The sequence below is a fragment of the Micromonospora sp. NPDC047730 genome (assembly GCF_043204765.1).
In the GTDB taxonomy this organism is placed as follows: domain Bacteria; phylum Actinomycetota; class Actinomycetes; order Mycobacteriales; family Micromonosporaceae; genus Micromonospora.
The window spans coordinates 1-12,861 of the sequence record NZ_JBIDCU010000014.1 but is presented as its reverse complement, the minus strand read 5'-3'; the positions used below and the strand labels follow the sequence as shown (position 1 = coordinate 12,861).

Here is a 12,861-nt window from a genome sequence, read left to right as displayed (position 1 = left end):
CATGACGGTGTTCGGCTTCCACGCGTCCCACGAGCAGATCCATCCCCGCGCCCTGCTGGACACGGTGGTCCACGCCGAGCGGGCCGGCTTCGACGCCGCCATGTCCTCGGACCACTTCTCGCCCTGGAGCGAGCGGCAGGGCCAGTCCGGCTTCGCCTGGTCCTGGCTCGGCGCGGCCCTCCAGGCCACCAACCTGCCCTTCGGCGTGGTCAACGCGCCCGGCCAGCGCTACCACCCGGCGATCATCGCGCAGGCGATCGGCACCCTCGCGGCGATGTACCCGGGCCGGTTCTGGGCGGCGTTGGGCACCGGCGAGGCGAGCAACGAGCACATCACCGGCGACGGCTGGCCGCGTAAGGACGTCCGCAACGCGCGGCTGCGGGAGTGCGTGGACGTGATCCGCGCACTGCTGGCCGGCGAGGAGGTCAGCCACGACGGCCTGGTCCGGGTCGACCGGGCGAAGCTGTGGACCAGGCCGGAGCAGCCGCCGGCGCTGATCGGCGCGGCGGTCAGCGTGGCCACCGCCCGCTGGTGCGCCGAGTGGGCGGACGGGCTGATCACCGTGAACGCGCCGACCGCGCACCTGCGGCAGATGATCGAGGCGTACCGGGGTGCCGGCGGGCGCGGGCCGCTGCACCTGCAGGTGCACCTGAGCTGGGCGCGGGAGCAGGCCGAGGCCGAGCGGCTCGCGTACGACCAGTGGCGCAGCAACGTCTTCGCGCCGCCGGTCTGCTGGGACCTGGACACGGCGGAGCACTTCGACGTGGTCTCGGAGCAGGTGCCGATGGAGCGGGTCCGCGAGGTCGTCAACGTCTCCGCCGACCCGGGCCGGCACGTCGGCTGGCTGGAGGAGTACCTGGACCTCGGTTTCGACCAGATCGCCCTGCACCACGTCGGGCAGGAGCAGCGGGCCTTCATCGACACGTTCGGGGCGGAGGTGCTGCCGAAGCTGCGCGGCGTCGGGTGAGCGGAGCCGGCCCCTAGGCTCGTACCCATGGAAGCCCTGTTCGACGTCGTCGTCTTCCTCGCGATCGCGACGCTGGGCGCGGCGCTGGCCCGGAAGCTCGGGCTGCTCGCGCCGATCCTGCTCGTGGTGCTCGGCCTCGCCCTCGCCTTCGTGCCGGGCTTCCCGCAGGTGCGGCTCGACCCCGAACTGGTGCTCGTGGGCATCCTGCCGCCCCTGCTCTACGTCGCCGCGCTCGAGACCTCGGTGCCGGCGTTCCGGCTCAACCTGCGGCCGATCCTGCTGCTCGCCGTCGGGCTGGTGCTGTTCACCGCGTTCGCGGTCGGCCTCGTCGTGCATCTGATGCTGCCGGCGGTGCCGTTCGCGATCTGCCTGGCCCTCGGCGCGGTGGTGGCACCGCCCGACGCGGTCGCGGCCACCGCGGTGGCCCGGCGCATCGGGCTGCCCCGACGGGTCGTGACGATCCTCGAGGGGGAGAGCCTGCTCAACGACGCGACGGCGCTGGTGCTGCTGCGGGTCGCCACCCTGGCCAGCGTCGGTGCCGCCGTCGGCGTCACGGAGGTGGCCGTGGAGGTCGTCACGGCCACCGGCGGCGGCATCGTGGTCGGCGTGCTCGGCGCGGTCGTCTTCGGCTTCCTGCACCGGCACATCACCGACCCGCTGCTGGACAACGCGCTGTCGCTGATCATCCCGTTCGCGGTCGCCTTCGCCGCCGAGGAGATCCACGCCTCCGCGGTGGTCGCGGTGGTGGTCACGGGACTGGCGCTCGGGCACCGGCTGCCCCGGCTGATGTCGGCCGCGTCCCGACTCCAGGTCGGGGCGTTCTGGCGGTTGGCCCGGTTCCTGCTGGAGGGCCTGGTCTTCCTGCTGGTCGGCCTCCAACTGCCGGAGGTGCTGCGGGAACTCGACGAGCCGGCCGGATTCCTGGCCGCGATCACCGCGGCGGTGCTGCTCACCGTCTTCCTGACCCGGTTCGTCTGGCTCTTCCCGGCCACCTACCTGGCCCGGCTGGTGCCCAGGATCCGTCGCCGGGAGTCCCCGCCGTCGCCGCGCTACCCGATCGTGCTCGGCTGGGCCGGCATGCGCGGCGTGGTCACCCTGGCCGCCGCCCTCGCCCTGCCGCTCACCCTCGCCGACGATCGGTCCTACCCGCGCGCGCTGTTCATCTGGCTGGCCTTCGCGGTGATCGTGGTGACCCTGGTCGGCCAGGGCGCCACCCTGCCGTTGGTGGCTCGCCGGATGCAGCTGCCGCCCGACGACCCGGTGCAGGACGCGCTCTCGGCCGCGGGCGTGCAGCAGCAGGCCAGCCACGCGGCCCGGGAGCGCCTCGACGCGCTCGCCGACACCGCCCCCGCGCCCGTGGTGGAGCGGCTGCGCCGGGCGCTGGACGAGCGCACCAACCTGGCCTGGGAGCGCCTCGGCGGCACCGCGCGGGAGACGCCATCCCAGGCGTACGGTCGGCTGCGGCAGGAGATGATCGACGCAGAGCGGGAGGTGTTCCGGGACGCCCGGGACTCCGGCCGCATCCCCGAGGAGGTGCTGGTGCGCGCCTACCGGGAGCTGGACCTGGAAGAGTCGTTGCTGCGGCGGGAGGTCGTGGAGTGAGTTGTCAGCACCTGACCGGGGCGGGCGCCGCCGTGCCGGAGACCACCGACGTCTGCCCGGAGTGCGTGGCCATCGGCAACGAGCACTGGGTGCACCTGCGTTCCTGCCTCACCTGCGGGCACGTCGGCTGCTGCGACTCCTCGCCGTACCAGCACGCCTCGGCGCACTTCGCCGCCACGGAGCACCCGGTCATGCGGTCGATCCAGCCGGGGGAGACCTGGCGCTGGTGCTTCGTGGACGAGGAGATCGGCTGAGCCCGCCCGGAGTCAGGGCAGGCGGCGGGCGAGGACCTGGCCGGGCCACGGGTCGCGGCCCGGGCGCTCGACCGTGAACGGTTCGGTGGAAGTGAAGCCCTGCTGCTCGTACCAGCGGACCAGCGCGCCGTCCCCGCCCGCGTAGCAGTCGACCCGGAGCAGGCTGAGCCCGCGCCCCCGGGCCAACTCCGCGGCATGGGCGAGAAGCCGGCCACCGATACCCGAACCGCTGTGCGCCCTGTCGGTGACCAGCAGGTTGACGTACAACTCGGGCTCGGTGGCCGGCGGCACGTAGTCCGTCGCCGCGCCCACCACCAGCGCCCCGACCGGCCGGTCGCCGAGCGTCGCCAGCCACAGCCCGCCGCCCGCCGCCCAGGCGTCGGCCTGCGCGATCCGCCGCGGATCGGTCGACGCCGGCTCGGTGCCCCACTGGCCGCTGCGCCCCCGCGCCACCAGCCAGGCGGTCGCGTCGTCGAGCAGCCGCAGCACGGCTGGCGCGTCGGCGGGGCCGCCGGGACGCAGGGTGAGGCTCCGCCGCTCGGTCATGGTGGGCATCGTGCTACAGCGGTGAGCGTCGATTGCTGCCGCGGTCGTGCGTCGAGTGGCAGCCCGGTTGCGCGGTTCCGCGACCATCGCCCCTCCGTAGCCGCCCGGCGAACGCTGTCGAGCTGCCCCGTCCATGGGACCAACCGTGCCCACCCCTGCCCCATCTGTGCGGGCAGCTCGACAGTCCCGTATCACCTGCCCGGCCCCCGCGCTCGGCTCAGGGCCGCCGGGCGTCGGGGGCGTCGGCCCCGGCCGGGGCTCCGGGGCCGCCGGCCAGCGCGGCGAGCCGCTCGGTGGCCAGGCAGGAGATCAGGCAGCGTTCCTTGCGGTCGCCGGCAAGCTGGGCGGTCCAGTCCGTGAAGCCGCCGTCGCCGAGCTCGACCTCGTGCCCGCCGTCGCCCGCGGTGAGCCGCAGCGCGGCGTCCACGTAGTAGCCCCGGCCGCGCCGGCGCTCCGGCTCGTCCACCAGCGGCACGGTGGACGGGCCGAGCGCCGGCCGGACGGTGTCCGCGATCCGCTCGCCGACGACGGGGCTGTCGAGGACCGTCAGGCGTAGCCGCGCCGACGCCTGCGGCAGCAGGCTGGCGAGCACTGCCCGCCAGTACGCCAGGTGCAGCGTGAGCAGCCGCGCCTGGGTGCTGCCCGACCCGCTGTCACGGGCGCTCGAGACCAGCGCGAAGAGCCGGAAATGCGCCGAGAGTCCCGGCCCGAAGTCCTGCGCCCGCAGCACCCGGTGGCAGGCGGCCAGGTGCACCGTGCCGTCGGCGGGCTGTTCCCGGCGGCGCACCGCGGCCTCGATCGCGAGGGCGTTGGTGGGATCGCTCAGCACCTCGGTGAGCCGCAGGGTGGTGACGATCCGGTGCTGGCTCACCGGCGCGACCGCGGCGCAGGTCCCGAGCGGCGCGACGGGGGAGAGGTCGACGCCCGCGACGTCGGCGGGCAGCAGGTCCCACAGGCGGGCCTCGACCCCGGCCAGCACCCGCGGGTCGACCGCCGCCGGCCGGGTGAACCGGTCCGTCCGCCAGCGGCGGACCAGGTCCGCCGGGCGTACCGCCGCGGCCCGGTCCCGGGCCACCGCCAGCAGCAGCGTGCGCAGGTCCGCCGGGGCCAGGCGGGCCAGCGCGGCGCGGACGCCGTCCGGCAGCCGCCCCCACACCCGCCGCTCCGCGTCGTCCATGCCGGCCACCATCCCGTACGCCCCGGGCCCGGTCCACCGATATCGGCGCCGGCGTTCGGGACGCGGTGGCCTTCCGTCGTGCGGCGGCGCGCGACAGTGAGATTCGCCGCGCGACGCGCCGAGGTGCTGATCTCCTAGAGACAACTGCGCCCTCGGCCTGGCAGGCTGCCACCCATGACCCTGAAGCTGCGTTCCGTGGGAACGAGCGACCGTGGGCTGATCCGCAGTGGGAACCAGGACGCCCTGCACGCCGGCCCCTGGCTCGTCGCCGTCGCCGACGGCATGGGCGGGATGGCGGCCGGCGACCTGGCCAGCGCGATCGCCATCGAGGCGGTCGCTCCGCTGGACGTGGAGACCCCGGAGGACGCGCTGGTGGCCGCGTTGCAGAGCGGCATCGAGCTGGCCACCGCGCGGATCCGCCAGGCGGTCGCCGAGGACCCGGAGCGGCAGGGCATGGGCACCACGCTGACCGCCCTGCTCTTCGCCCGGACGGGCAGCTGCCTGGCCCTCGCCCACGTCGGCGACTCCCGTGCCTACCTGTTCCGGGAAGGGGTGCTCAAGCAGATCACCCGGGACGACACGTTCGTGCAGATGCTCGTCGACCAGGGGGTGATCACCCCCGACCAGGCCAGCAGCCACCCCCGCCGGGCCGTGGTCACCCAGGCCTTGCAGGGCGACGAGGTCTCCCCGGCGTACGCGACGATGGTGCCCTGGCCCGGCGACCGCTGGTTGCTGTGCAGCGACGGCCTGTCCAACGTGGTCCGCCCGGACACGCTCGCCGAGGTGCTCGCCGAGCACCCGGACCGCGCGGAGTGCGCCCGCAGGCTGATCGACCTGGCGCTGCGCGCCGGCGGGCCGGACAACGTCACGGTGGTCATCGCCGACGTGGTGGAGGAGTAGCCCGGCTCAGCGGCGGCGCGGGGTGGCGTGCCGGGTGGGCGCGGCCGTGGTCGGGTCCTCCGGCCACGGGTGGCGCGGGTAGCGGCCGCGCAGCTCCGCCCGCACCTGCGGATAGCCGGTGCGCCAGAACGACGCCAGGTCGGCGGTGACCGCCACCGGCCGCCCCGCCGGCGAGAGCAGGTGCAGCAGCACCGGCACCCGGCCGTCGGCGATCCGCGGCGCGTCCCGCCAGCCGAACGTCTCCTGGAGTTTCACCGCGAGGACCGGCGCCGCCGGGTCGGCGTAGTCGAGCCGGATCCGGGAACCGCTCGGCACGGTGATCCGCTCCGGCGCCACCTCGTCGAGCCGGGCCGCCAGCGCCCACGGCAGCAACCGGCGCAGCGCGCCGGCCACGTCGACCCGGGCCAGGTCGGCCCGGCGGCGGGCGGCGGCCAGCTCCGGGCCGAGCCAGGCCGGCGCGTCGGCGAGCAGCGCCTCGTCGCCCACGTCGGGCCAGTCGCCGCCGAGCGCGTGCCGGCAGAACGCCAGCCGCCCGCGCAGCGCCCGCGCCGCCGGGGTCCAGGTCAACAGCCCGAGACCGGTACGGCGCAGGCCCGTCAGCAGGGCCGCCGCCACCTCCTCCGCCCCGGGCCGGACCGGCCGCTCGGCCAGCTCGATGGCGCCCAGCCGCACCACCTCACGCGCCACCACGTCCTCGCCGGACCAGCCGACCTCCCGCTCGGCGCGCAGCAGCGGCCCGCCCGCCTCCCGGGCGGTCGCCTCGTCGAGCGGGGTCGCCAGCCGCACCCGGGCGGCCGGCGCGCCGGGGGAGCGGTCCGCCACCGCCACCGCCAGCCACCCGGCGCCCGCCAGCCCCGACCCGGGCGCCAGCTCCGCCGCGGTTCCGCCGCTCATCAGGTACGCCGAGCCGCCCGGCCGCCGCGCCCGGGACAGCCGCTCGGGGTGGGCCAGCCCGACCAGTAGCCCGGCGGCGAGGTCGTCGGTCAGGTGGTCCCGGCCGGGGTTTCCCGTCGGGCCGAGGTCGTCGGCCGGCCGCGCCCGGCCGGTGTCTCCGGCCGTCGCGGGGCGGTGGGTCGGGCGGCCCCGGCCGGTGCCGGCCGCCGGCGCCGGTCCCGAGGGGGCCGGGGGCAGGGCGGCGCGCAGGCGGCGTACCTCCGCCCGCCAGCGGGCCGTGGCGCCCGGGTCCGCGCCCGCGCGCAGCCGGCGCCACGCGGCGGTCAGGTCGTCGCCCGGCCCGGCGACGGTGTCCTCCGCGAGCAGCGCCACGACCTCGGCCGCCCGGTCCGCGCCCACCCGGGCGGCCCCGTCCAGCAGCGCCCGGGCCAGCCGGGGATGTGCCCCGACGGCGGCGATCGCCCGGCCCCGGTCGGTGATCCGGCCCTGCGCGTCGACCGCGCCGAGGGTGGTGAGGGCGTCCCGGGCCACCGTCATCCCCGCGGCCGGCGGCGGGTCCGGCAGGGCCAGCCCGGCGCCGTCGGGCGACCCCCAGGCGGCGAGTTCCAGGGCGAATCCGGTCAGGTCGGCGGTGGCGATCTCCGGCTCCGGTTGCGCGGCCAGCCGCTCGTGGGTGGCCGCCGACCAGCAGCGGTAGACGTGCCCGGGCGCCTCCCGGCCGGCCCGGCCGGCCCGCTGGGTCGCCGCCGCCCGGGACACCGGCACGGTGACCAGCGCGCCCAGCCCCCGGGCCAGGTCCGTCCGGGCCACCCGGGACAGCCCGGCGTCCACCACCACCCGGACCCCCGGCACCGTCAGGCTGCTCTCCGCCACCGAGGTCGCCAGCACCACCCGTCGCCGGTCGGCCGGCCGCAGCGCCGCGTCCTGGTCGGCGGCGCGCTGCCGGCCGTGCAGCGGGAGCACGGCGACCGTGTCGCGCAGGTCGGCCAGCCGGGCCGCGACGGCGGCGATCTCGCCGGCCCCGGGCAGGAAGACCAGCACGTCCCCGTCGTGTTCGCGCAGCGCCCGGCGCACCGTCGCCGCGACGTGGTCGAGCAGGCCCCGGTCGACCGGGCCGGCACCGGGCGCGGCCACCGGCCGGGGTGGCGGCGCCCAGATCCGCGTCACCGGGTGCAGGGCCGAGGAGGCCCGGACGACCGGCGCGGCGCCGCCCGCGCCGCCGAGCAGCGCGGCGAACCGGTCCGCCTCGGGGGTCGCCGACATCGCCAGCAGCCACAGGTCGGGGCGGAGCGCGGCCCGGGCCTCCACCGTGAAGGCGAGCGCCAGGTCGGCGTCGAGGTGCCGCTCGTGGCACTCGTCGAGGAGCACCGCGCCCACCCCGGCCAGCTCGGGGTCACGGTGCAGGCGGCGGACCAGCAGGCCGGTGGTGACCACCTCGACCCGGGTGCGCGAGCCGGACCGCCGCTCGCCGCGCACGGCGTACCCGACCCGTTCGCCGACGGGCTCACCGAGCAGGGCGGCCATCCGGCGTGCCGCCGCCCGGGCGGCCACCCGGCGCGGCTGGGCGACCAGCACCCGGCCCGTCACCTCGTCGGCCACGGCCAGCGGGGCGAGGGTGGTCTTGCCGGTGCCCGGCGGGGCCACCAGCACCCCGGCGCCGGCCGCGCGCAGCGCCGCGACCAGTTCCGGCAGCACCGGCCGCACGGGCAGGTCGAGGGGCACGTCCGAGAGCACGGCCCAGTCTCGCACCGCCCGCCGCGGCTCAGCCGGGGCGGGCGGTGGATCCCGGCGACGAAGGCCCACCAGGCCAGCACCGGCCCACGCCGGTCGTCGGTCGGTGCCGCGGGTTCGGACGCGGCGAGGGCCGGACCCACCGGCCCGGCCCTCGCCCACCATTTCCTAGTACGTGCCGTCGAGCTGTCCCCGCAGCTTGGTCAGCGCGCGGGCCAGCAGCCGGGAGACGTGCATCTGCGAGACGCCGATCTGCTCGGCGATCTGCGACTGCGTCAGGTTGCCGTAGAACCGCAGCGTGAGGATCTTCTGCTCCCGCTCGTCGAGGGTGGCCAGCGCCGGGCCGAGGGCGACCCGCAGCTCGGCCAGCTCGAACTCGCCGTCCTCGCCGCCGAGCATGTCGCCCAGCTCCGTCGCGCGGTCACCGTCGCCGGTGGGCGTGGAGAGCGAGACCGCGTTGTAGGCCCGCGCGCCCTCCAGGCCCTCCAGGACCTCTTCCTCGGTGAGCTTGAGGTGGGCGGCGATGTCGGCGACCGTCGGCGAGCGGCCGAGGGTCTGCAACAGCGAGCTGTTGGCGTCGGAGATGGCCAGCCGCAGCTCCTGGAGGCGGCGCGGCACCCGGATGTCCCAGGTGCGGTCGCGGAAGTGCCGCTTGAGCTCGCCGATGATGGTCGGGATGGCGTAGCCCGCGAAGTCGACGCCCCGCGACGGGTCGAACTTGTCGATCGCCTTGATCAGGCCGACGGCGGCGGTCTGGGCCAGGTCGTCGGTGGGCTCGCCGCGACCGCTGTAGCGGTGGGCGAGGTGGTTGGCGAGCGGCAGCCAGGCCTCGATCGCCTTGTCGCGCAGGGCGGCGCGGGACGGGTGGTTGGCCGGCAACGCGGCCATCGCGTTGAGCAGGTCGGCGGCGCTGTCGGTGAGCGCCCGCGGGTCGAGCTTCTCGGTGGTGCTCGGGGCCGCTGTGGTCGCCTGCTCGCTGATCGTTGGCGCGGTCATGGGTGGTCCTCCCTGCACCTCGTCCGCGGATAGAAAGACGTGACGCTTTGGTTCAGCTTCAGATGTCCGTTCGGAAGCCACCTTAGCCCGATCGGTCCGACGAAATCTAGCCGAAAGTACGATGTGCTTAAGTGATTTTCCTTCACTAAGGACGCAAAAGGGGCAAAGTCGCATCGGATTGTGAGTCGGCTTACGCGACGCGTACGGCCAGCCCGGCACCGGCCGAACATCGACGCATCGGCATCTGGTGGGCCACGCCGGTCGGCCGGGTGGCCCTGCGGGCGCGGATGACCGGCCGCCAATGTCGGCTTTCTGTCGTTGTCCTATGTACGGGACCGGCCGTAGCGTGCGGTTACATCCTTCCGGAGGTGCCGTGCTCGACCCCGTCGCTCCCCAGCTCGTCGTGAACAGCCGCACGCTGTTCTTCAGCTGGCTGCCGGCGGACCCGCAGGCGGTCGCGGCGCTGGTGCCCCCGGGGCTGACCCCGTGCCCGGACCGGCAGGTCTTCATCAACCAGTACGTCGTCGACGACGAGAGCCAGACCTCCGGCTTCGGTGCCCACTCGCTGACCTACCTCGGGGTGTGCCTGGCCGGCGTCGACGCCCCCGGCGGGGCCAGTCTCGGCGGCTGGTGGACGCACTACGTGACCTCCAGCGAACGGGTCCGCGACTACGCCACCGCGCGCGGCGCGCCCGCCGTCGTCGGCCGCACGAGCATCGCGCGCCGGGGCGAACACCTGGTCGCCGAGACGGCGATCGCCGGCACCCCGCTGATCCGCGCGCGCTGCCAGGTCGGTGAGACGGGCCAGACGATCAACAGCGGCCACCACCGGTACTTCACCGCCCGGGACGGGCAGCTGCTCAGCGCCGTGTACCCGTTCGTCGCCGAACCGGTCGACCCGTTCGTGATCGACTCGGTGGAGTTCCTGGACCCGGGGCACCCGCTCTACGCGCTACGCCCGGAGAACCCCCTCACGATCGGCTTCGGCTTCTACTCCCCGCGCGCCTCGTTCGCCTACCCCGGCGGCCTGACCGTCTACACCCCGGAGACCGACGGCACGTCCCGGGCCGCCGGGCCCGTACGCGCCCGGGCCGCCGTGGTCTCCGTGCCGGCGTAGCCCCTCACCAGGTGCCGGCCCGGCGCGCCCGCAGCGGCCGACCGTCGGGGTCGTAGACCAACCGGTACGCCGGCAGCGCCCACGCGCGGGTGTACCAGGGCAGCCGCTCCGGCCGGTGCGGCAGCAACCGGCCCGGCGGCCGGGGCCCGACCCGCCCGGAGTCGTGCCACCGCCGCAGCGCGTCGGCGGCGGCGGTGATCGCCGCCACGGCGTCGGCGGGGTCGATCAGGTCGGCGTCCTCGCCGCCCTCGGGGTCCCGGTCCAGGTGCTCGCGCCACAGGCGCAGCCGCAGCTCCCGGGCGAAGACCCGGGCCCCGTCGCCCAGGCCGCCCGGGTCCGTCGGCGCCCGCCCGTCCCGGGTGTCGTCCAGCACGGCGCAGGAGAGTTCGCTGTCGTGGGTCCAGGACCGGCGGTTGAAGTTGTCGCTGCCGACGCTGGCCCAGACGTCGTCGACCACGCACACCTTGGCGTGCACGTACACCGGCGTGCCGGCGTGGTTCTCCAGGTCGAAGACGTGCACCCGGTCCGGGGCCGCCCGCTCGCACAGCGACAGCGCCTGCTCGCGGCCGACGGAGTTGGGCGGCAGCGCCAGCCGGCCGTCCACGTCCGGATAGCGGGGGACCACCGCGACCAGGTGCAGGTCGGGGCTGTCCCGCAGCGCGCGGGCGAACAGGTCGGCCACCTCCGTGGACCACAGGTACTGGTCCTCCAGGTAGATCAGCCGGCGGGCCCGGCGGACCGCCTTGGTGTAGCCGCGGGCCACCGTACGCTCGCCGTCCGGGGCGAAGGAGTAGCGCGGGCGGACCACCGGGTAGGTGCGCAGCACCTGGACGTGGTGCGGGCCGCAGGGCGGCGGGTCGGCCGGCTGGTCCGGCAGCGGGTCGGGGCGCAGGTCCGAGCCGCGCAGCCGGTCCCGCAGGTAGGCCAGGGGGTTCTCCGAGTCCAGCGGCATCGGGTCGGTCCACCGTTCGCGGAAGGCGGTGTCCAGCGCACCCACCACCGGTCCCCGCACCGCGAGCTGCACGTCGTGCCAGGGCGGGCGCTGCCCGTATCGGGCGGACATCTGCACGACCTGCCGGTCGCCCCGGTGGCCGGCGTCGTCCCGCCGGCTGTGGCACAGGTCGATGCCGCCGGCGAAGGCGACGTCCCGCTCCGGCGCCCGCGGGTGACGCAGCACCACCAGCTTCTGGTGGTGCGAGCCGCCCCGGCGGACCCGCTGGTCGAGCAGCACCTCGCCGCCGGCGGCGGAGACCGTCTCGCTGAGGTTGCGGTTCTCCGCCTCGCTGTAGGCCAGCGCGTCGAGGTGGGAGCGCCAGATCAGGCCCTTGACCACCACGCCGCGCTGGGCGGCCTGGGCGAAGAGCTGGGCCACGGTCGGCCCGTCGGGGCGCAGCAGCTGGTCGGGGTCGCCCCGCCAGTCGGTGAAGAAGAGATGGTCGCCCGCCTCCAGCGCCGACACCTCGTCGACCAGCCGGTCGAAGTACGCGGCACCGTGAATTAACGGCTCCGCAAGGTTTCCGCCGGCCCAGACGGGTAACTCTGACACCGGGTTGGCGCGTTCCCGTGCGCTGAGGAACCAGTTGCGCGGTCCCACCGTTCCAGCCCCCAGAGGTCGACAACGTCCTCACGGTAGGACCCCTGTCGCGGGTCCGCATCCCGGCCGGCGCCCCCGGCGACCGGTCGGCCGACCCCCGACGCAACCGACACGACACGAGCAACCGAGGAGGCAACACCATGCCCGGCGAGACGACGAACTCCGTGCCCGAATACCGCGAGCAGGCGGTGGAGAGCGAACGGGGTGCGCTGGTGGCGGTGTTGCTCATGGTGATCCTGGGCGTCGCCGGCATCTTCGCCGTCTCCTGACCCCACGCGCCGCCGTCCGGTGACGGCGCCGCTCCCGACGCGCCGGTGGCGCCTCCGGTCGTCCGCCGGAGGCGCCACCGCCCGCGCCCGTGCTCAGGGCCGGGGCGCCTGGCCGTCGGTGTGTGGCAGCCGCTCGGCCGGGACGACGCCGAGCCGGCCGGCCTGGAAGTCCTCGACCGCCTTGAGCAGTTCGTCGCGGGTGTTCATGACGAACGGGCCGTAGTGCGCCACCGGCTCCCGGATCGGCTCGCCGCCCATGATGTAGAGGTCCAGCGCCGGGGTGTGGCTGTCCTGGCGGGCGTCCGCCGCGAAGGTCAGCGCGTCGCCCGGGCCGTGCACGGCGAGCTGACCCGTGTGCACCGGCCGCCCGTCGGTGCCGACGGTGCCGCGGCCACCCAGCACGTAGACCAGGGCGTTGAAGTCCGGCCGCCACGGCAGGTCGACGCGCGCGCCCGGCTGCACGGTCACGTGGGTGATGGTGATCGGGGTGTGGGTGGAACCCGGCCCCCGGTGCCCGGCGACCTCGCCGGCGATGACCCGGATCAGCGCGCCGCCGTCCGGCGTGGTGAGCAGCGCCGCCTCCTTGCCGCGGATGTCCTGATAGCGGGGCGGGCTCATCTTGGCGACCCGGGGCAGGTTGACCCAGAGCTGCGTGCCGTGGAACAGCCCGCCGCTCGTCACGAGGTGCTCCGGCGGCGCCTCGATGTGCAGCAGGCCGCTGCCCACGAAACTACCTTCAGACGCACATCTGAAGCCGGACATACCGGGGCGGGCCGGAACGCAAACGCCCCGCGCCCGGAGTCCGGGGCGGGGC

At 75.7% G+C, this 12,861-nt stretch carries 11 protein-coding genes and 1 pseudogene; 6 read left to right on the top strand and 6 right to left on the bottom strand.

Annotated elements, in window-relative coordinates:
* Position 1: 1 nt before the first annotated feature.
* The 3 genes from ACGF5G_RS26475 to ACGF5G_RS26465 are packed head-to-tail and all read left to right on the top strand — an operon-like array spanning position 2 to position 2,823.
* A complete protein-coding gene (locus tag ACGF5G_RS26475) occupies positions 2 to 967 on the top strand; it encodes a TIGR03885 family FMN-dependent LLM class oxidoreductase (RefSeq protein WP_393267413.1) in 966 nt (321 codons plus the stop codon).
* 27 nt (positions 968 to 994) lie between these two features.
* Positions 995 to 2,569 (top strand): Na+/H+ antiporter, encoded by a 1,575-nt coding sequence (locus ACGF5G_RS26470; protein WP_393267409.1) that lies wholly within the window; start codon positions 995 to 997, stop codon positions 2,567 to 2,569.
* Positions 2,566 to 2,823, top strand: a complete 258-nt coding sequence (locus ACGF5G_RS26465) for a UBP-type zinc finger domain-containing protein (protein WP_393267407.1) — start codon at positions 2,566 to 2,568, stop codon at positions 2,821 to 2,823. Before ACGF5G_RS26470 ends, ACGF5G_RS26465 begins: the two co-directional genes overlap by 4 nt.
* A gap of 12 nt (positions 2,824 to 2,835) precedes the next feature.
* Here the strand turns inward: ACGF5G_RS26465 and ACGF5G_RS26460 are convergent, their stop codons facing one another.
* Together ACGF5G_RS26460 and ACGF5G_RS26455 are read right to left on the bottom strand one after the other, a co-directional pair.
* Entirely contained in the window at positions 2,836 to 3,369 is a 534-nt protein-coding gene (locus ACGF5G_RS26460) for a GNAT family N-acetyltransferase (protein ID WP_393267405.1), read from the bottom strand.
* A gap of 217 nt (positions 3,370 to 3,586) precedes the next feature.
* Positions 3,587 to 4,546 (bottom strand): hypothetical protein, encoded by a 960-nt coding sequence (locus ACGF5G_RS26455; RefSeq protein ID WP_393267403.1) that lies wholly within the window; start codon positions 4,544 to 4,546, stop codon positions 3,587 to 3,589.
* 174 nt (positions 4,547 to 4,720) lie between these two features.
* Here ACGF5G_RS26455 and ACGF5G_RS26450 point away from each other — a divergent pair, with 174 nt between their 5' ends.
* Positions 4,721 to 5,446: a PP2C family serine/threonine-protein phosphatase gene (locus tag ACGF5G_RS26450; RefSeq protein ID WP_350706369.1), complete on the top strand. Its 726-nt coding sequence runs from the start codon at positions 4,721 to 4,723 to the stop codon at positions 5,444 to 5,446.
* A 6-nt stretch (positions 5,447 to 5,452) separates the two neighbouring features.
* Here the strand turns inward: ACGF5G_RS26450 and ACGF5G_RS26445 are convergent, their stop codons facing one another.
* Together ACGF5G_RS26445 and ACGF5G_RS26440 are read right to left on the bottom strand one after the other, a co-directional pair.
* The gene (locus tag ACGF5G_RS26445) at positions 5,453 to 8,074 is read right to left on the bottom strand and encodes an ATP-dependent RNA helicase (protein WP_393267749.1); all 2,622 of its coding nucleotides are present in this window, start codon (positions 8,072 to 8,074) and stop codon (positions 5,453 to 5,455) included.
* Between the two features lie 165 nt (positions 8,075 to 8,239).
* Positions 8,240 to 9,067, bottom strand: coding sequence for a SigB/SigF/SigG family RNA polymerase sigma factor (locus ACGF5G_RS26440; protein ID WP_393267400.1), 828 nt, complete (start codon positions 9,065 to 9,067; stop codon positions 8,240 to 8,242).
* 373 nt (positions 9,068 to 9,440) lie between these two features.
* Between ACGF5G_RS26440 and ACGF5G_RS26435 the strand changes: the two genes are divergently transcribed.
* A complete protein-coding gene (locus tag ACGF5G_RS26435) occupies positions 9,441 to 10,184 on the top strand; it encodes a hypothetical protein (RefSeq protein WP_393267397.1) in 744 nt (247 codons plus the stop codon).
* 4 nt (positions 10,185 to 10,188) lie between these two features.
* On the opposite strand, the gene ACGF5G_RS26430 is transcribed toward ACGF5G_RS26435, so the two are convergent.
* Positions 10,189 to 11,730 carry a phospholipase D family protein gene (locus ACGF5G_RS26430; RefSeq protein WP_393267395.1) on the bottom strand — a complete coding sequence of 514 codons (1,542 nt, stop codon included), beginning with the start codon at positions 11,728 to 11,730 and terminating at the stop codon, positions 10,189 to 10,191.
* 188 nt (positions 11,731 to 11,918) lie between these two features.
* Between ACGF5G_RS26430 and ACGF5G_RS26425 the strand changes: the two genes are divergently transcribed.
* Positions 11,919 to 12,047, top strand: coding sequence for a hypothetical protein (locus ACGF5G_RS26425; RefSeq protein ID WP_350706359.1), 129 nt, complete (start codon positions 11,919 to 11,921; stop codon positions 12,045 to 12,047).
* Positions 12,048 to 12,140: 93 nt separating this feature from the next.
* Here the strand turns inward: ACGF5G_RS26425 and ACGF5G_RS26420 are convergent.
* Positions 12,141 to 12,770: pseudogene (locus ACGF5G_RS26420) on the bottom strand (pirin family protein); the annotation flags it as partial.
* Between the last annotated feature and the right edge of the window lie 91 nt (positions 12,771 to 12,861).

Coding starts and splice junctions, on each gene's coding strand:
- ACGF5G_RS26475 (WP_393267413.1), top strand. CDS start 2: ATGACGGTGTTCGGCTTCCACGCGTCCCACGAGCAGATCCATCCCCGC.
- ACGF5G_RS26455 (WP_393267403.1), bottom strand. CDS start 4,546: ATGGACGACGCGGAGCGGCGGGTGTGGGGGCGGCTGCCGGACGGCGTC.
- ACGF5G_RS26425 (WP_350706359.1), top strand. CDS start 11,919: ATGCCCGGCGAGACGACGAACTCCGTGCCCGAATACCGCGAGCAGGCG.
- ACGF5G_RS26440 (WP_393267400.1), bottom strand. CDS start 9,067: ATGACCGCGCCAACGATCAGCGAGCAGGCGACCACAGCGGCCCCGAGC.
- ACGF5G_RS26470 (WP_393267409.1), top strand. CDS start 995: ATGGAAGCCCTGTTCGACGTCGTCGTCTTCCTCGCGATCGCGACGCTG.
- ACGF5G_RS26460 (WP_393267405.1), bottom strand. CDS start 3,369: ATGACCGAGCGGCGGAGCCTCACCCTGCGTCCCGGCGGCCCCGCCGAC.
- ACGF5G_RS26450 (WP_350706369.1), top strand. CDS start 4,721: ATGACCCTGAAGCTGCGTTCCGTGGGAACGAGCGACCGTGGGCTGATC.